The organism is Clostridium sp. CTA-19, from assembly GCF_054767855.1.
This window is the reverse complement of record NZ_BAAABH010000003.1, coordinates 92,519-111,912: the sequence shown is the minus strand read 5'-3', so window position 1 is coordinate 111,912 and position 19,394 is coordinate 92,519. Positions and strand designations below refer to the sequence as shown.

Below are 19,394 nucleotides of genomic sequence, written 5' to 3'. Positions count from 1 at the left end.
TTTTTTAAGAAAGGTAGTGAGTTTATGAATTTTTTCAAAGTAGCTTCTGCTTGTCCTATAACAAACGTTGCAGATGTAAACTTTAATATTAACGAAATAAAAAAATGTATTTCAAATGGACTAAAACAAGATTGTAATTTAATAGTTTTTCCTGAACTAAGCGTAACATCATATAGTTGTGGTGATTTGTTTTTTCAAAATAAACTATTAATAGAAAGTGAAAAAGGCATCTATGCACTATGTGAATATTCAAAGGAAAAAAATATAATCATATCCGTTGGTGCGCCGATTTTACATAATAACTGCTTGTTTAATTGTGCGGTAGTTATATTTGATGGAAAAGTTATTGGTATTATCCCTAAAAGTCATTTACCTAATTACTCTGAATTCTATGAAAAGCGTTGGTTTACTAGTGGACTTAATATTATTAATGAAACTGTGAATCTTAGTTTTCAACAAGATGTTCCTTTTGGAACAAACATTATATTTTCTGCTGGAAATGCCAAAATAGGCTTTGAAGTATGTGAAGACTTGTGGGTAACTATACCACCTAGTAGCTATTTAAGTTTATGTGGCGCTAATATAATTTGTAATTTATCATCCTCTAATGAATTAGTTGGAAAGGCTGATACTAGAAGAAACTTAGTTAAAAACCAAAGTTTAAGATGCATTGGTAGTTATATATATTCATCATCTGGTGTTTTTGAATCTTCTACTGATGTACTATTTAGTGGACATTTAATAATTTCTGAAAATGGTAGCACCCTTGCAGAAAATAAAAGATTTCAAAGAGAAAATGAGATAATAACTGGAATAATCGATTTAGACAAACTCAATAATGAAAGATTAAAAAATATAAGTTTTAGAGATAGTATGTGTTTATGTCCTTTTATACCAAAAATAATTGACATAAACATAAAAAATACTTCTATTAATAGTTTTGATAGAACTATAGATAAGCTTCCTTTTGTACCTAAAACAGAATCTGAACGAGAATTAAGATGTAAAGAAATATTTAATATTCAAACAGCTGCATTAGCGAAACGTTTTTGTCATACAAAACTTAAAAATGCTGTTATAGGTATTTCTGGAGGATTAGACTCTACTCTTGCACTGTTAGTAGTTGTTAAAACTTTTGATATGCTTGGATTAGATAGAAAAAATATAAAAACAATTACTATGCCCGGATTTGGTACCACTGATAGGACTTATATAAATGCATTAAAACTTTGTGAAAATTTAGGTACTGAGCTTAAAGAAATAAATATTGTAGATGCTTGTATGCAACATTTTAAAGACATCGGTCATGATCCATCTATACACGATGTTACTTATGAAAATGTTCAAGCAAGAGAAAGAACTCAAATATTAATGGATATTGCAAACAAAAATGCAGGACTTCTAATTGGAACTGGTGATTTATCAGAACTTGCATTAGGTTGGTGTACTTATAATGGTGACCATATGTCTATGTATTCTGTTAACTGCTCTATTCCCAAAACATTGGTACGCTATTTAGTTGAATATGTTGCAGAAAGAGAATTAGATGGTAATGCTTCAGAAGTTCTTATGGACATATTAGATACTCCTGTAAGTCCTGAGCTACTGCCAAAAGATAGCGAAGGTAAAATAGCTCAAAAAACAGAAGACATTGTAGGACCTTATGAACTACATGACTTCTTCTTATTCCATTTTATAAAACAAGGTGCTACTCCTGAAAAACTTCTATTTTTAAGCGAAAATGCTTTTGGTGATGAATACACCAAAGATGAAATTTTAAAATGGAGAGATATGTTCCTTAGAAGATTCTTTACTCAGCAATTTAAACGCTCTTGTATGCCTGATGGTCCAAAAGTAGGTTCTATAAGTCTTTCACCTAGAGGTGATTTAAGAATGCCATCAGATGCAAGTTATAATAGTTTTATGTAAAAATTTAAAATTCTATCAAAAAACTAAAGGAGCATCGCCTATGATTAATTTTTTTTCATAGACGAAGCTCCTTTTTAATAAAACACAATTCCTAAAATTGCTGAAATTACTATTATCAATATAGGGTGTATTTTAGTTTTAAAAAGCATAACCCCTATTATTGCCCCTATTATTAAGCTTTTTAAATCTACATATGCTGTTTTACTTAAAGATATAAACACACCAATTATAAGACCAATAAGTGCTGGCTTCATTCCTGATAATGCTGAATTTAATAGTGTAGACTCCTTAAATTTTGTGAAAAAGAAATATGCCAGTGTAACTAATATAAAAGATGTAGTTACAACTCCAAGAGTTGCCACAATACTTCCTAACACTCCACTAACTTTATATCCAGTAAAAGTAGCACAATTTATTGCAACTGGTCCTGGTGTCATTTGAGATATACCAATTATATCTACAAATTCTGTGGCGCTAATCCATTTATTACTGTTAACAACTTCATTTTCTATAAGGGATAAAATAGCATATCCTCCACCGAACCCAAAAGTGCCAACTTTTAAAAATGCTAAATAAAGTTTTAAAAGTAACATACTTTATGACACCTTCTTCCTATTGCAAAATATCCCATATAAAGCAGCTAAAATAATTATTATAACAGGATTTACATTCAAAAATGCAGTAAGTATTACAGTAATTATCACAATCATTATGTTATTAGTAGACTTTTTTACTGATTTACTAAGACTAACAACTGCCACTAATACAAGCAATGGAACTGCTGCATTTATACCACTAAACATTCTTTCTACAATAGCTAAATTTCTAAATTTTGAAAAGAACATAGCTATAATAAGTATTATGCCAAAGGACGGTAGCGTTACTCCCAGTAACCCTAAAATGGCTCCTGGAAATTTCCCAATTTTATATCCAATAAATGTAGATGAATTTACTGCTAATGCTCCTGGAAAACTTTGAGCTATAACTAATATCTCAAGAAACTCATCTTTAGATAGCCACTGATTTACTTCAACAACTTCCTTTTCTATAAGTGGAATCATTGCATATCCTCCACCAAAAGTAAAACTCCCTATTTTTAGAAACGTGAAAAACATTTTTAGAAGCTTTTGCATATAATTACCTCTCTTTATATAATAATATATGAAATTATAATTTATTTTTAAAGATACCTTAATAAAATTATACTACATTCCGATAATAAATATAGAGTGTCTAAGAGAGGTGTTTAAGATGGAAATATCAAAATTAAGAAATAGTCCACAAATCCAAAGAAGCGGTTCTAAAATAAATAAACAATTAGACTTTTCTAAGAACTTTAACTTTGCTCAACAAAAAAAATCTGAAGAACAATTAAAACAAATGCTAAAAAATATAAAAAACAAAGGAACAAAATTAGTAGCAAGTAAAAATTATGCTGATGTTAAAGCCTATAAGAGAGAAATTAAAGCCTACTTAGAATCAGTGCTTGCTTTTATGTATTCAGTAAAAAAAGACACTAGTTTTTGGCAAACTCAATATTTCATTACAGTTGATATAATAGATAAAAAATTAGAAGAACTAACACAAGATTTATTAAATGAACAGAAAGAAAATTTAGATGTAGCAAGTACTGTTGATGAAATAACAGGTCTTATAGTCGATATTTATAAATAAGTTAATTACCTATTTATAACATAAAAAACAGCCATAATATGGCTGTTCTCATTAAATTATTAAGAAGCTACTTCTTCTTCATTTTCATTTTGAGGTCTGTTAAATTTTCTAGTAAATTGAGTAAGTAATATTACTATTGCTATTGAATAGATAACTGCTGTTACATAATATGCTATTCTGTATCCTGAATCCCCTAAGAAGTTTTCATTGAAAAGGAATCCTGCTGTAAATAGACCTGCTAATATTGTTACTATTGCTTGTGATACGAATATTACTGAACTATAAGCTGGTCTTAATTCTTTAGTAACAAATTCCATTGGTAATGATTGAACTATTGGATTTGCTGCATTCATAAAACCTGCCCTAAAGAATAGTCCTGCCCCTACTGCAAGTACCATCATTCCACCAAATTTATCACCATTTCCTATAATTAACATGAAAGGAACTGAAATTGCTGATAGCAGTGATATTGCACCAACTCTACCAAATTTCTTAGAAAACCATGGTGAGAACATCATAAATATAACCATTGCTATTGTTTGAAGTGATATAAGGAATGATACTGTTGCTCTGTCTATTCCTAAAGTTCCTAAAAAAATTGTAAAGTAAGGAACTATTAATGATGCACCAAATCTTATTAATCCATTATATACTAAGTATAATAGTGCATATTTATTACCAAGTACTCTCCAATCAATTTTAGTTTTACCTTTTTCATCTTGGTGTCCTGCATAATCTTCTTTAACTTCTCTTAATAATAATAATGGTATTGTTCCAAGAACTGCAATTACCACAAATATTAAGAACACATCAGTATGTGCAGATATGTATGCTGCATTTTGAACTGTAGTAAATTCTGCTGTTTTAGTTGATAATTCTTGTGCTTGTTCATAAGCAATTCCAAGTCTTGAAGCAAATCTCCAAACTATTAATGCACCACCTGTAAAACTTGCTAATGCCATTCCTGCAACATTAGAATACATTGTTCTTGAGAAAACCTTATCTCTTTCTTCTTCAGTAGTATATTGTGTTAAAAATGGTGGTAATACTGCATCAAATAAGTATAATCCTAAAATTAACACAAGAGTTATACAACTTACTGATAGCCAACTTCTTGTAAAACTTATTAATATCAATCCAGCTATACTAACAACTCCGCCAGCTACAAGTATTTTTTTATATCCCATTTTAACTATAGCTGCGACTAATCCTGCTGTTAATAATGTAGCTATACCTGTATATATCGTGTAACTATTTACTATTGTAGGCTGAGCTTGTTTTAAAAATGTTATAAGTGTATCATTTACAATACCACTTAATATCCCCATAAATAAATAACTAATGAAAAACATTCTACTATTATGTTTATAACGTTTTAATACCTCTTCATTCATATGATCATCCCCCTATAATAATACACATATTTTAATTAACCCTTTATATAATTTCATGTGAGAGAAAACTATTATGTAACAATATTTTATAAACCCCTGGCCAGAGACAATATATATATATTGTTAAACAATTCATAATTTATTTACAATTGTTTCTCAATTAGTACTATAATACACATTTTTTTGAAAATCAAGATATTATTTAAAATTAAGAAAATTTAGAATTTTCTCTAAATTTTATAGTTTTTAATAAACATTTATGAATTTTATATATATTTATTTTCATTTTTGTAACCATTTTGTGAATATTGTTTCATTTTTTTTATTTTTTCATTGTTTTTATTTCTTTGTTACAAATAATGGATTTGTTTTCTATAAAATTTTATTTTAATTTATATAAATGAATTTTTAATACATTTTTCACATTTTCCATTACTATTTTATATAAAATATCATTTATAATATACATTTAAATTTTAAGTATATTTTTTAATTTTATAAATTTTTTTTCATAAATTAAAACTACTATTATAGAATTCTATAATAGTAGTTTTAATAATTCTTAATAAAAAAGACGTCTACTTTGAGACGCCTTTTTTATTAAGCTGCTTCTTCTTTATCATTTTTAACTTTCGGTCTATTAAATTTTTTAGTAAATTGAGTAAGTATTATTATTGTAGCTATTGAATAAATAACTGCTGTTATATAATATGCTATTCTATATCCACCCTGACCAAAGAATGCACTGTTAAACAAGAATGCTGCTGTAAATATACCTGCTAGTGTTTGTGCTACCGCTTGAGATAAGAATATTATAGAACTATATGCAGGCCTTAATTCTTTGGTAACAAATTCCATAGGCAATGATTGAACTATTGGGTTTGCTGCATTCATTAAACCGGATCTAAAGAATAAACCTATTCCTACAGCAAGTACCATCATACTACCAAATTTATCACCATTTCCTATAATTAACATGAAAGGAATTGATAATGCTGCAAGTGCTCCAATTGATACAACCCTACCAAATGTTTTAGATAACCATGGTGAAAATATCATAAATATAACCATTGCTGCATATTGAGCTGTAACTAGCGTTGAAACTGTTGATCTATCTATTCCTAAGGTTCCTAAAAACACTGAGAAGTATGGAGTTATTAATGATGCTCCAAATCTTGTTAAAAAATTATATACTAAATATAATAATGCGTATTTATTTCCAAGAACTTTCCAATCTATTTTTTGTTTAGTATCACCTTTTGTACTAACTTCATAATCTGCTTTTACTTCTTTTAATAATAAAAGTGGTAATAAAGCAAGTACACCTACTATTACAAACATTAATAAAACATCTTTATGTGCTAATGTATAAGCAAAATTCTGAGCTTCTGTAAATCCATCTATATTTGCAGATAACGATTTTGCTTCCCCATAAGTTATTCCAAGTCTTGAGGCAAATCTTGAAACTATTAACATACCACCTGAGAAAGTTGCTAAAGTCATACCAATGACATTAGTATATAAAGTTCTAGAGAAAACTTTATCTCTTTCTTCTACTGATGTATACTGTGTTAAAAATGGTGGTAATATTGCATCAAATAAAACTACTCCTGCTAATAATGATAGCGTTACAAACATTATTACAAACGTATTTCCTGTTACATTAACTAATACAAGAGCTAAAATTGTTAATACCGGTCCAGAAATTAATATCTTTTTATATCCTAACTTTGGTGCTAAAGCAACTAGTCCAGCTGTTAGCAATGTTGCTATTCCCATGTAAGTGGAATAACTTGCTGCTACACTTGGCGCTGCTTGATTTAAAAATGTAACTAAAGCATCAAATGCCATACCACTCATTATACCCATAAATATATAGCTGATTATAAACATATTGCTATTGTGTTTATAACGCTTTTTTAGTTCTTCACTCATTAAATATTCCCCCTAATTTTTATAAATCAGAATAATCGTTTCTTTTTAAATATTGAAATATTTTTTTATATTTTAATCTTATCTTTTATTTGTCCATAATAGTTTGATTTGTTTACATACTTTAAATTTTGGCCAAAAAATTATTTTATGTAGCGTTAACATTTTATTAACATTTATTCTTATTAGTAATATAATACATAATTTTTACAAAAGCAATACATTAAAAAATATTAAGATAATTAAAAATTTTTAGTTAATTTAATTGTTTTGTTTGTATTTTATTATAATTTTGTATTTTATTGTATGTTTTTATTAATTTTATGTTAATTATAACTATTATTTCATTGATTTTTTTATAATATTAAACTTTTATAAAAAATAATTATTTTTTTCTATTTAATATAATTTAATTTTATTTTTATTAAATATTCAAAAAAAATTAATTTTTATTTTTTAATAAAATTGATTGTTGTTAAAATAATAAGATTTATCCTCTACATAAACATCATGTGCGTAAAGCTAAGCCACTTTATTCCAATAAAATATCTTTCTTTTAATTTATTGATACATTATGTAATAATAAAAATTTCAAATAAGCTATTCATTGAAAATTAATTTAGAGTTTTTTTGGAATTTTTAGGCCTAGCTTTACGCCTATAGGGAAACAAGCTCCAATTTAAATTTATTCAATAACTTTAAAATATTTTCATACAAGATTCAGCATTGAATTCTAAATGATTCAGAGCATGTCTCACTATTTTAGGTATCCAAGTTTTGGAATTGATAATTTTAAGAGTCAACTTGGAAGCCTATATAACATAAACATATGAAATATAAGAATATCCCGAAATTATAAAATATATTTAAATATTTTAAAGTTAATCATATTTTTTTTAATTATGTTGATACTAAATATTAGGCTAATATTATTCTTCGAATCATAAAATATAATGAATACAATTAATAGAGGTGATATATTAATGTGGTTTAACAAAACAACGGAAGATGTCCTTACTCTTTTAAATTCCAACTTAGATAATGGACTTTCTTCAGAGCAAGTAGAAGACCATAAATCTAAATATGGACTTAATAAATTTACTACTAAAAAACCTAAAACTAAAGTTCAAATGTTTTTTGCTCAATTAAACGATATGATGATTTATATTTTACTAGTTGCAGCTATTTTATCTGCTGTAGTTGGCGAAACAAGTGACTCAATAATTATTTTAATAGTAATTCTTATTAATGCTATAGTTGGTATGATTCAAGAGGCTAAAGCAGAAAAAGCCTTGGATGCCTTAAAGGAACTTTCTACACCTAAAGCACTTGTAAAAAGAGATGGAGTAATTGTTGAAATTCCTTCTGAAGATGTTGTACCTGGCGATATAGTTATAATAGATGCAGGCAGGTATATTCCTTGCGATATACGTTTAATAGAAAGTGCTAATTTAAAAATTGAAGAATCAGCTTTAACAGGTGAATCTGTGCCTGTGGATAAAGATTCTGGTATTACACTTGAAAATGAAGACATTTCTCTTGGTGATCAAAAAAACATGGTCTTCATGTCAACTTTAGCCACTTATGGACGTGGTATCGGTGTTGCTGTTGCAACAGGTATGGATACTGAAATTGGGAAAATTGCTAAAATGCTTGATACAGACGAATCTGAACAAACACCACTACAAAAAAAACTTGAACAACTTGGTAAATATCTTGGATTTGCTGCTATAGCTATAAGCATAATAATGTTTGTAGTTGGTATTTTGCAAAATAGAGACATTCTAGATATGTTTATAACTTCTATAAGTTTAGCTGTTGCTGCTATACCTGAAGGTTTGCCTGCAATTGTTACTATTGTACTTGCAATTGGCGTTCAAAAAATGATAAAGCAAAATGCAATAATAAGAAAGCTGCCTGCTGTTGAAACTCTTGGTTCTGTTAATGTTATTTGTTCTGATAAGACTGGTACATTGACTCAAAATAAGATGACAGTAACAAAATTTTATTGTAATAATAATTTAAATGATATCGAAAATCTAAATATTGATGACCCTGTAGAAAAATTATTAATAGAAAATTTAGTTCTTTGTAATGATGCAACTTCTAGTGAAGATTCTAAAACAGGTGACCCTACTGAAATTGCATTGCTAGATATAGGCAATAAGTACAACTTAACTAAATTAGATGCTAATAATAATCATCCAAGAGTTGGAGAAATCCCCTTTGATTCTGATAGAAAACTTATGAGTACTATAAATAAATATTCTAATGAGTCTTTTGTATTAACTAAAGGTGCAATTGATAACCTTTTAAACTTATGTACTAAAATATATTTAAACAATGAAATAAAAGATTTAACTACAGAACTTAAGGATTCAATCTTAAAAGCCTCATATAAAATGTCTGATGATGCCCTAAGAGTTTTAGGGGCTGCATATAAAGCAGTTAAAGATTCTACAGCCTTAAAAGAAGACGATGTAGAAAAAAATCTTATATTTATAGGATTAGTAGGAATGATAGATCCTCCTAGACTAGAAGTTAAAGATTCTATAGAAATTTGTAAAACCTCTGGAATAAAAACAATAATGATAACTGGTGATCATAAAAATACTGCTTTTGCTATAGCTAAAGAATTAAATATAGCTACAGATTTATCACAAGTTATATCCGGAGCCGAATTAGATAAAATGTCAGATGAAGAGCTTACAAATTCTATAGATACTCTTAGAGTTTTTGCAAGAGTTTCACCAGAACACAAAGTGAAAATTGTTAAAGCTATTAAATCAAAAGATAATATAGTTTCCATGACTGGAGATGGTGTTAATGATGCTCCATCTTTAAAAGCAGCTGATATAGGCGTTGCTATGGGGATAACCGGTACAGACGTTGCAAAAGGTGCAGCTGATATGGTTCTTACTGATGATAACTTTTCCACTATTGTTTCCGCAATTAAAGAAGGTAGAAATATTTTTAATAATATTAAAAAATCTGTTATTTTCTTAATTTCTTGTAATGCTGGTGAAATAGTCAGTCTATTTCTTGCAATTTTGCTAGGTTGGGCTGCTCCACTTAGTGCAACGCATATCTTATGGGTAAATCTAATCACTGATACTTTTCCAGCATTAGCATTAGGTGTTGACTCTGGTGATAAAGATATTATGAATAAACATCCTAGAAATTCTAAAGACAGTTTATTTAAAGGATCCATGTTTACACTAATATTTAATGGCTTTTTAATTGGATTTCTAACATTAATAGCCTTTGTTTATGGAGCTAAAGTTTATGGTGGTTCTGATATCACCTTATCAAACATACCTGATAAAATTCTTATTCATGCTCAAACATTAGCTTTTACTGTATTAAGTAGTACTCAACTTGCTCATTCACTAAATATGAGAAATGAAAGTAAATCTATATTTTCCATTGGCGTGTTTTCAAATAAATATCTAATTAGTTCTATAATACTAGGATTACTACTACAATTCTTAGTTATAACAATACCACCAATAGCTACATTGTTTGGAGTTTACAAACTTACTTTAAATGATTGGATTTTTGTACTATTAATTAGCTTAGTACCAATTATAATAAATGAAATTTTAAAAATTTTTAAAAGAAGCAATAATAAAAAAGTTAGAGATTAATCTCTAACTTTTTTATTATTTCTATTAATTTTATAATAGTCTAGTTCCCTCTTTATCTTGAGTTATCAATTTTCTCTTCATAAGCCCACCTAAAGCTCTTTTAAAAGCATTTTTACTAGTTTTGAAGATTTTTTCTATATCCTCTGGTGAAGATTTATCATTCAATTTTATAAATCCGTCGTTTTCTTTTAAGTACTCATGTATTTCTGTTTCTAAATCTGATTTTTCTTCTAATCTTTCTTTTCTTAATGAAAGCCCTACTTTACCATCCTCATAATATTTTTTAACTCTACCTTTGACTATATCACCTATTTTTAAATCGTTATAATATTCATTTTTTAATATTACACCTCTATATGTATTTTCTAAAGCTATTTCTGCAGAGTTATTAGTTTGGAATCCATATATAGTTCCTTCTACTTCTTGACCAACTTCATAAGCATTTGTATCATGTAAATAGTTGTCTATTTTTGTTGTTGCTGCAAGTCTATTTGTTTTATCTACATATAATGCAAATAAATATTTTTTACCAACCTCAAGATTATATTTTTTTTCTTTAAAAGGAACTAGAACATCCCTTTCTAACCCTATATTAATAAATGAACCAATACGGCTTTCATCAACAACTTCTAAGTAAGCTATTTCTCCAACTGTTGCTAATGGCTCTTTCATAGTACCTATAATTCTATCTAAAGAATCCCTATATATAAACACCTCAAGTTCATCACCAATTCTTATATCATTTCTTAACGCACTTTTGTTAGGTAATAATATATCATCTGATGAATTTCCTGTGGTTCCATCTAAATAATATCCAAATTCTGATCTTCTAACAACTTTTAAATTATTTATTTCACCAATTTTTATCATAATTTCCTCCTAATTTTTTCCTTTTGTGTTATTGGACAATAAACCTGTACTCATCACACTGAATATATTTATTTAATGTCTCTACAAATTTTTAAAAACATTGTTCTTTTAATTCTAAAAATCTGTTTTATTTTATTAAATATTTTTATGTTCATTTGCCATCTTCACATATTCTATTGCTGATTTTTTTATATTTTCTATTTCTTCTGCTGTAAGTTCCCTAATAACTTTTGCTGGTGATCCCATACAAAGTACACCAGATGGTATTTTTTTACCTTGAGTTACTAAACTACCTGCACCTATAATTGTATTTTTTCCTATCTCCGCATTGTTTAAAATAATTGAACCCATGCCTACTAAGACATTATCATTTATTTTGCATCCATGTATTATTGCATTATGCCCTATTGTAACATTATCCCCAATTTCTGTTGGTACCCCAAAATCATTATGAACAGTTGTATTTTCTTGAATATTTGTATTTTCCCCTACCTTCAAATAGCTCATATCACTTCTTAAAACTGTTCCATACCATATATTTGTATTTTTGCCTATGGTAGCTTCTCCTACTATGGTTGCATTTTCTGCTATAAAGCAACTTTCATCTATAATTGGACTTTTTCCCTTAAATGATTTTATCACAAAAATCACTCCTTATCATAAAAATATATTCATACCGACCTTTAACTATACACTACTCCTCATTATATCCTTTTACGTTAGGTATATTCAACTACTAACTGAATGTATATTTAAATACTATAATGCTAACTTTATAATATATAGTTCCAAGTTAACTTTAAGAATTGTTTATTTTAAAACTTGGATACAAAGAGAGTAATACAATTTTACAAGAATGTAAATTAAATACTCCCTTTTGAATTAAGATATTTTTAAGTTATTGAATAAATCTAAATTGAATCTTATTTTGCTATATTAATTAATAAATTTATTTTTATAATTTAGTATATATTATTTTATATACTTATTTTTTTCTACAAGAGTACAAATAATTCTATTATTTTCGAATTTTTTTTCATTATTGTTATAAAATAATAATTGTTGATTAAATTTAATCCTTGTTATATAATACAACATATAGTGCATATTATACTACATATAGCAATATGTAGTATTTTTATTTCGTTAATTTTCTACGCTTAGGAGGTGCAATACTAGTTAGTTTTGACAGTTAACTAATCTAGTGATGATAATGAGTAATATAAAAAATTTATTTAAAAGATATTATACAAAAAAACTTGATGGAAATAAAAATCTTACTGTATATGATTTATTCAAATGGAAAAAGATTAATGTTTTTATAAAGGACTATAAAAGTGATAAAGTTTTAGTTGATATGAAAGATCTAGAATTTCCTATTCACTACTCACAAAATGCTTGTGATATAATTGCTTCAAAATATTTCAAAAAAGCAATGGTACCTAATGAATGTGGTTATGAAAATTCACTTAAAATGGTAGTTGATAGAATTGTTAATTTTTGGTGTGAAGCCTTAATTGATGAAGGCCTAATTAATTCTGAAAAAGAAAAAGAAATCCTTTATGATGAATTAGCATACTGTTTTTTAAATCAAATGTATGCTCCAAATTCGCCACAATGGTTTAATACAGGTTTAATGCATTCCTATGGAATAAATAGTGAAAGTTTAAATAATTATTATTTTGACCCTAATGAAGGAAAGGTAGTAAAAAGTAAAGATGCCTATACAAGAACTCAAGCTTCTGCCTGCTTTATACTATCTATAGAAGATAAACTTTTAGGAAAGCATTCTATATCTGAACAATTTGTAACAGAGACTAAATTGTTTAAAGGTGGCTCTGGTACTGGTACAAATTACTCTAATATAAGAGCTAAAGGAGAAAAACTTTCTGGAGGTGGTATATCTTCTGGAATTATGAGCTTTTTGAAAGGTTTAGATAGAAACGCTGGAGCTATAAAATCTGGTGGAACTACTAGAAGAGCCGCTAAAATGGTAGCTTTAGATATCGATCACCCTGAAATATTAGATTTTATTGAATGGAAAGCAAGAGAAGAAGATAAAGTTAGAGCCTTAGGTAAGATGGGGTATGACGCCAACTTTGAAGGTGAGGCTTATGAAACAGTCTCTGGTCAAAATGGCAATAACTCTATAAGATTTAGTGATGACTTTATGCAAAAGGTTGAAAATCTTTCTGTTAATCCTGAAGAAACTATAGAGTTAAAAGGAAGAGTAGACCACTTTATAAATAAAAAGGTAAAAGTAAATTTATTATGGGATAAATTTAACACATCTGCTTGGAAATGTGCAGACCCTGCACCTCAATTTGATGATACTTTTAATAGTTGGCATACTTGTCCATGTGGAGAAGATGGTTTATTTAACGCTAAACATAATAGAATAAATTCTACAAATCCCTGTGGCGAATATGCTTTTATAGATGATACATCTTGCAATTTAGCATCTATAAATCTTTATAAATTTTATAATAATGAAGATAATTCTTTTGATTTAGAAGGCTATATTCACTTAGTTTCTATTCTGCAATTAGCTTTAGAAGCTTCTATACATTGGGGTCAATTTCCAACTGAAGATATAGCTAGAAAAACTCATTTATTTAGGACTACCGGTCTTGGAGTTTCTAATCTATCATCTTTACTTATGGTTATGGGATACCCTTATGACTCTGATGAAGCTAGAGCAATTTCTGCATCTTTAATAGGATTACTTACAGCTACTTCCTATAAAACTTCTGCTATAATGGCAGAAAAATTAGGTTCATTTGAAAAATACAATATTAATAAAAAATATATGTTAAAAGTTATAAGAAATCATTGTAGAGTTGCTAAAGCTTTAGACTCTGACTATGAAAACTTAAATTATAAACCACTTGAAATTAATCATAATATTTTAAGCAAAATCGGCTGTGAAAAATTAAGTAAATTACTAAAATCCACATGGAAAGATGCTCTTAATTTAGGTGAAAAGCACGGATATAGAAATGCTCAAGTTTCAGTTATTGCACCTACTGGAACTATATCATTTGCAATGGACTGTGGTGCTACTTCAATAGAACCTTATTTTTCTCACTTTGTATATAAAAAATTATCTGGTGGTGGATTTATGACTATAGTAAATCCTGTTATTGAAGAAACACTTAAAAACTTAGGTTATTCGTCCAGTGAAATTAAAGATATTTTAGATTATATACTTAGAAAAGAAATTGTCTCTGAAGATGGATTTGAATATGAAAAAATAGTTGATGGAAAAATAGATGATGCACCACATTTAAAAGATGAACATCTACCAATATTTGATACTGCTAATAAATGTGGTAGTGGCGATAGATTTATTGACGCCATGGGACATGTACTTATGATGGCTAGTATAACACCTATGATTTCTGGTGCTGTTTCTAAAACTGTTAATCTTCCATCTAATGCAACTGTAGAAGATTTTAAATCTGTTGTAATAAATTCATGGAAACTTGGAATTAAAGGCATTTCTCTTTACAGAGATGGTTGCAAAGCTAGCCAGCCACTTAATACTACTCTTGATGATGGGAAAAAATCTAATCTTGAAGATTTAACTTATGATGAATTACTAAAAAAAGCTAAAGAATTAGAAGCTAGCCGTTGTATTTCCACTCGCGAAAAACCTGAAGGAATTCGCTATGGAACAACTCATCCAGCTCAAATAGATGAAGTAAAGATATATACAACAGTTAATAGAAATGAAAAAGATGAAATTTGCGAAATTTATATAACTACAGATAGAGAAGGTACAATAATAATGGGGCTTTTAAATTCATTATCTAAATCTATCTCTGTAATGTTACAATATAACGTTCCACCTCAGGACATAGCAAAAATGCTTAGAGGTCAAAAATATGAACCATATGGATTTGTTCAAAAACATCCCTATATAAAACAAGTTTCTTCTATATCTGATTTGATTAGTAAAGTTATTGATATAGAACTTGGAGATTTTTCTAGATGCCAAGTCAAACCACAAATCAATAACGCTGAATTTAATATCCAAAACAATATTACTCATAGCGTAGCAGAAACTGAAATTTCTAGTAGTTCTATTGATGGTGAACGAATTTATTCTGAAATTTGTTCCAATTGTTCTAGTACTAGACTTGTAAGGAATGGTACTTGTAAGGTTTGCCAAGACTGTGGCACAACAACAGGATGTAGTTAAGTATAGTTCAAAAGTATAGTTCAAAATAAAAGCTATTTTGAACTATACTCTTTTATTTTAAATTTTCATTTACTTCTTTATCCCACTGATCAACATAATCACCAGTGGCCCATTCAGCCATTATAAGCTTTTCATTTTCTTTTAAATCAAATTCACTTAATGGTGCATCGCTTAAGTTAGTTCCAACTATTTTATATACAAGTATTTTTTCATCTGTAAACACTACTGCCATATCTTTATTTGGAGAGCAAATTACATCTTTGGCCCTTGGCACCTGTTCTTTTATTTTAGCTAATGGTAAATATACTGAATCATATTTTAAAAGGGTTTGCGGTACGTCTATAGGAATTTGGAAATCTGCATAATCATTATTCGTTAAATCTTGATTAACTCTACCTTTCAACCCCCATTTTCCAGGTACTCTTTCTACTCCGAACCCCCAAAAATCTTTAGTATAATCATCTTTATTGACAGATTCTGTTTTATTATTTATTCTCATTATTTCTTCATTAACAATTTCTAACTGCTCTTTACTTAAAACTTTTGATATACTTATTGATTTCATTTCTCCTGAGTATACCGTGTCAATAGGAACTGTTTCTAAATTTTCATAGTCAAATTTTTCATTTTCATAATCTACATTATTTCCATGAGTTTCTACACACATATAATCATTAGCTATGAAATTTATTTCAGCAGTTCCATAGGTCCAACCATTTCTAATTTCCCTTTTAATTATATTGTTTTCTTCGTCCTTTTTATTTAAAGGAATTGCTGTAATATTATCCTGTATATAATCAGTTTCTACAGTTCTATTACTTTCTACTTTCCAAAATCCATTTTTTCTAACTAAAAATATATATGGTATTTCTTTAATTTCCACGTTCTCGCCATCAAAATTTACCCATAAAGTTCTATAAGAAAAATTATTCATTTTATCTATATAATTCTTAAATATAAGAGGATATTTATCCATTTTAGTAGTTTCCTTTAACCCTATAAAAACGCCACTTTTTTCTTTGTTTAAATCACTATTGTCAGAATACTTACTATTTCCTATAGATATTCCCTTTTGGTTTTGTTTTTCTTTCAATTCATCTATATCATTTGAGTTAATTCTAGAAATATAATATATTATATTATTACTTTCCACTATGGCATTATCATCATCTATCAATAATACATCTTCATAATAGTGTTCATCTGAAGATATAGATATTATGCTTATTTTTTCATCATTAATTCCTAGCTCTTTTGGTTCTACTCCATACTTTTTGGGAATATACTGATCTGATTCTACTACTTTTAATTTATATTTGGGATTTTTATATGTATTATTGGGAAATATAGCTACTTGCGTATTTATAGTAATTATAGACTTATTCCAAACATTATATGATTCATTTAAGTCATCACTTTTTTCTAAAGGTCTATATCCATCAACTATCCATTGTCCATTAATGATAGGTGTTGTAATTGGTTCTTTTGCTTTTACAGATAAATCAATATTATCATATTTACAACCTACCAAGAGAATTATCATAATAAACATGGATATTAACCCGAAAATTTTCTTCATATATTACTCCTCTGCACTAAAATAAATTTCTATCGTATTTTTATAATAATAATGGTAATTTTACTATAACTTCTGTACCTACATTAACTTCACTTAATATTAATAATTCTCCATCATGTAATTTAATTATTTCATCACATACTGATAGTCCAATTCCATTACTTGACTTCGAATCTTTTCCTTTAAAAAACTTTTCTTTTACTTTTTCTAAATCTTCTAAAGCTATACCTCCCCCATTGTCTTTTACACTTATGTTTATATAATCTTCATCCGCATTAACACATATTAAAATCCTACCACCATCATTAGTAAATTTTATAGCATTATCAATTATATTTATAAAAACTTGTTTTGCTTTATTTATATCTACACTTACACTTGGCAATTCCCCATCTATTTTTAAAGTTAAAATTAAACCTTCATTATTTGCTCTTGGTGTAAGTTGCTTGCATATACCTCTAAGCAAATCATCAATGTCTACATTTTCTTTTTTCAATGTCATATTTCCTGATAATAATTTTGAAAAATCTAGTAAATCTTCAACTAAATATGTCAACCTATCAACTTCTTGCTCTATTATATCTAACCCTTCTTTTATCTCTTCCTCATCCTCAAATTCAGATGATTTTAACACAATAGACCATCCTTTTATGGATGTAAGTGGTGTTCTAAGTTCATGTGATACAGATGCAATGAATTCATTCTTCAATTTTTCGTTTTTCAATATCTCTTCTGACATATAATTTAAGGTATCTGCCAGTTTTCCAATTTCATCATCAGAATACTTAGGTATTTTATCATTAAAGTTTCCTTCTGCCATTTTTTCTGCACCTTGGCTTATTATTTTAAGTGGTTTTGCCACACTATTAGAAATCACTAGACTAACAAAACTTGATAATATTATAATAATAAATCCTGCCATTATTGCATATTGCGATACCTTTAATATATTTCTATCCACATCAACAGTAGAAGATGTAAACCTAAGGACCCCATCAACTTCTCCATTATAATATAATGGCATATATACACTCAAAATAGGTTCATTATTTAAACTGCTTTTTTCTTTAAAAAACTTTATTTTACCATTAACCAAATCTTTAAATTCATTTGTTACTGTTATTTTTCCCCTATTTTGACCTTGGGAATCCATTAAAATATCTCCTTTTTTATCTATTATTTCAGCCTTAGCGTCAGCATTCTCCCAATAAAGATCTATGTCATTAGAAATATTACTTTTTACTGTATCATTATAAAAATACGTATTGTAGAAATTAGTAGATATACCAATTTGATTGACTAAGCTTTCTTCTAAACCGCCATAATAAAAACTTCTAATGGCAAATATGCTTATAACTTCCACTAGTATTACTGTTATTATTATACTTACTAAATATCCACCGGAAATTCTTGTTTTTATAGATGTCACTTTACTACGCCCTCCACCTATATCCAGTTCCCCAAACCGTTTCAATATATACTGGTTCTGATGGAACTTCTTCTATTTTACTTCTTAATCTTCTTATATTTACATCAACAATTTTATTATCGCCAACATAATTATATCCCCATACCATATCTAAGAGTTCATCTCTACTAAAAGCTTTACCTCTATTTTCTATAAATATCTTAATTATCATATATTCTTTTGGTGTTAAATCTAACTCTATATTATTTTTATATACTTTTTTACTATATATATCTAGCTTAAACTCTCCAGAATATAAATAATTATCCTCTTTTTCTTTTTTAGAATATTGCATTCTTCTTAATAGTGATTTTATTATTGCAACTAATTCTAATGGATTAAATGGTTTAACTAAGTAATGATCTGCACCAAACTCTAATCCATTAATTTTATCAGAATCTTGCCCCCTAGCAGTTAACATTATAACTCCTATTTCTGGATAATCTTTTTTTAATATTTCACAAACTTTAAATCCATCTATTCCTTTTCCAAGCATAATATCCAATATAACTATATCAGGATTTTCTTCTCTTGCTTTTTGAACTCCATCTTCTCCATTTTCAGCTTCTAATACATCAAAACTTTCCCTTTTAAGACTTATTTTTAAAAATTTTCTTATAGATACCTCATCCTCAACAACTAAAATTTTAGCCATATTACCACTCCCTATTTATACATAAATAACCCATATTAGTTT

At 27.9% G+C, this 19,394-nt stretch carries 13 protein-coding genes; 4 read left to right on the top strand and 9 right to left on the bottom strand.

Annotated elements, in window-relative coordinates:
- The first annotated feature begins 24 nt into the window (after positions 1–24).
- Positions 25–1,929, top strand: a complete 1,905-nt coding sequence (locus tag ACYUE0_RS02795; protein WP_460269430.1) for an NAD(+) synthase — start codon at positions 25–27, stop codon at positions 1,927–1,929.
- A 74-nt stretch (positions 1,930–2,003) separates the two neighbouring features.
- On the opposite strand, the gene ACYUE0_RS02790 is transcribed toward ACYUE0_RS02795, so the two are convergent.
- Both ACYUE0_RS02790 and ACYUE0_RS02785 read right to left on the bottom strand, forming a co-directional pair.
- Positions 2,004–2,522 carry a chromate transporter gene (locus ACYUE0_RS02790; protein ID WP_061995711.1) on the bottom strand — a complete coding sequence of 173 codons (519 nt, stop codon included), beginning with the start codon at positions 2,520–2,522 and terminating at the stop codon, positions 2,004–2,006.
- Positions 2,523–2,525: 3 nt separating this feature from the next.
- Positions 2,526–3,062 carry a chromate transporter gene (locus tag ACYUE0_RS02785; protein ID WP_061995712.1) on the bottom strand — a complete coding sequence of 179 codons (537 nt, stop codon included), beginning with the start codon at positions 3,060–3,062 and terminating at the stop codon, positions 2,526–2,528.
- A 118-nt stretch (positions 3,063–3,180) separates the two neighbouring features.
- Between ACYUE0_RS02785 and ACYUE0_RS02780 the strand changes: the two genes are divergently transcribed.
- Positions 3,181–3,603, top strand: coding sequence for a YaaR family protein (locus ACYUE0_RS02780; protein WP_061995713.1), 423 nt, complete (start codon positions 3,181–3,183; stop codon positions 3,601–3,603).
- Positions 3,604–3,662: 59 nt separating this feature from the next.
- Here ACYUE0_RS02780 and ACYUE0_RS02775 read toward each other — a convergent pair whose 3' ends face one another.
- Together ACYUE0_RS02775 and ACYUE0_RS02770 are read right to left on the bottom strand one after the other, a co-directional pair.
- Positions 3,663–4,997 (bottom strand): MFS transporter, encoded by a 1,335-nt coding sequence (locus tag ACYUE0_RS02775; RefSeq protein WP_460269429.1) that lies wholly within the window; start codon positions 4,995–4,997, stop codon positions 3,663–3,665.
- 600 nt (positions 4,998–5,597) lie between these two features.
- On the bottom strand, positions 5,598–6,932 hold the full coding sequence (locus ACYUE0_RS02770; protein ID WP_460269428.1) for an MFS transporter: 1,335 nt from the start codon (positions 6,930–6,932) through the stop codon (positions 5,598–5,600).
- Between the two features lie 980 nt (positions 6,933–7,912).
- On the opposite strand from ACYUE0_RS02770, the gene ACYUE0_RS02765 reads away from it, so the two are divergent.
- Positions 7,913–10,576 (top strand): cation-translocating P-type ATPase, encoded by a 2,664-nt coding sequence (locus ACYUE0_RS02765; protein WP_460269427.1) that lies wholly within the window; start codon positions 7,913–7,915, stop codon positions 10,574–10,576.
- 30 nt (positions 10,577–10,606) lie between these two features.
- Here ACYUE0_RS02765 and ACYUE0_RS02760 read toward each other — a convergent pair whose 3' ends face one another.
- Together ACYUE0_RS02760 and ACYUE0_RS02755 are read right to left on the bottom strand one after the other, a co-directional pair.
- Positions 10,607–11,446: a CvfB family protein gene (locus ACYUE0_RS02760; RefSeq protein WP_460269426.1), complete on the bottom strand. Its 840-nt coding sequence runs from the start codon at positions 11,444–11,446 to the stop codon at positions 10,607–10,609.
- Positions 11,447–11,581: 135 nt separating this feature from the next.
- On the bottom strand, positions 11,582–12,088 hold the full coding sequence (locus ACYUE0_RS02755) for a gamma carbonic anhydrase family protein (protein ID WP_460269425.1): 507 nt from the start codon (positions 12,086–12,088) through the stop codon (positions 11,582–11,584).
- Positions 12,089–12,659: 571 nt separating this feature from the next.
- Here ACYUE0_RS02755 and ACYUE0_RS02750 point away from each other — a divergent pair.
- Positions 12,660–15,650: a vitamin B12-dependent ribonucleotide reductase gene (locus tag ACYUE0_RS02750; RefSeq protein ID WP_460269424.1), complete on the top strand. Its 2,991-nt coding sequence runs from the start codon at positions 12,660–12,662 to the stop codon at positions 15,648–15,650.
- A 52-nt stretch (positions 15,651–15,702) separates the two neighbouring features.
- On the opposite strand, the gene ACYUE0_RS02745 is transcribed toward ACYUE0_RS02750, so the two are convergent.
- The 3 genes from ACYUE0_RS02745 to ACYUE0_RS02735 are packed head-to-tail and all read right to left on the bottom strand — an operon-like array spanning position 15,703 to position 19,352.
- Entirely contained in the window at positions 15,703–17,229 is a 1,527-nt protein-coding gene (locus ACYUE0_RS02745) for a hypothetical protein (protein ID WP_460269423.1), read from the bottom strand.
- A gap of 40 nt (positions 17,230–17,269) precedes the next feature.
- Positions 17,270–18,658 (bottom strand): sensor histidine kinase, encoded by a 1,389-nt coding sequence (locus ACYUE0_RS02740; protein WP_460269422.1) that lies wholly within the window; start codon positions 18,656–18,658, stop codon positions 17,270–17,272.
- A gap of 4 nt (positions 18,659–18,662) precedes the next feature.
- Positions 18,663–19,352, bottom strand: a complete 690-nt coding sequence (locus ACYUE0_RS02735; protein ID WP_460269421.1) for a response regulator transcription factor — start codon at positions 19,350–19,352, stop codon at positions 18,663–18,665.
- Between the last annotated feature and the right edge of the window lie 42 nt (positions 19,353–19,394).

Excerpts from the sequence above, each read along its gene's own strand:
- ACYUE0_RS02795 (WP_460269430.1), top strand. The coding sequence starts at position 25 with ATGAATTTTTTCAAAGTAGCTTCTGCTTGTCCTATAACAAACGTTGCA.
- ACYUE0_RS02790 (WP_061995711.1), bottom strand. The coding sequence starts at position 2,522 with ATGTTACTTTTAAAACTTTATTTAGCATTTTTAAAAGTTGGCACTTTT.
- ACYUE0_RS02785 (WP_061995712.1), bottom strand. The coding sequence starts at position 3,062 with ATGCAAAAGCTTCTAAAAATGTTTTTCACGTTTCTAAAAATAGGGAGT.
- ACYUE0_RS02780 (WP_061995713.1), top strand. The coding sequence starts at position 3,181 with ATGGAAATATCAAAATTAAGAAATAGTCCACAAATCCAAAGAAGCGGT.
- ACYUE0_RS02775 (WP_460269429.1), bottom strand. The coding sequence starts at position 4,997 with ATGAATGAAGAGGTATTAAAACGTTATAAACATAATAGTAGAATGTTT.
- ACYUE0_RS02770 (WP_460269428.1), bottom strand. The coding sequence starts at position 6,932 with ATGAGTGAAGAACTAAAAAAGCGTTATAAACACAATAGCAATATGTTT.
- ACYUE0_RS02765 (WP_460269427.1), top strand. The coding sequence starts at position 7,913 with ATGTGGTTTAACAAAACAACGGAAGATGTCCTTACTCTTTTAAATTCC.
- ACYUE0_RS02760 (WP_460269426.1), bottom strand. The coding sequence starts at position 11,446 with ATGATAAAAATTGGTGAAATAAATAATTTAAAAGTTGTTAGAAGATCA.
- ACYUE0_RS02750 (WP_460269424.1), top strand. The coding sequence starts at position 12,660 with ATGAGTAATATAAAAAATTTATTTAAAAGATATTATACAAAAAAACTT.
- ACYUE0_RS02745 (WP_460269423.1), bottom strand. The coding sequence starts at position 17,229 with ATGAAGAAAATTTTCGGGTTAATATCCATGTTTATTATGATAATTCTC.
- ACYUE0_RS02735 (WP_460269421.1), bottom strand. The coding sequence starts at position 19,352 with ATGGCTAAAATTTTAGTTGTTGAGGATGAGGTATCTATAAGAAAATTT.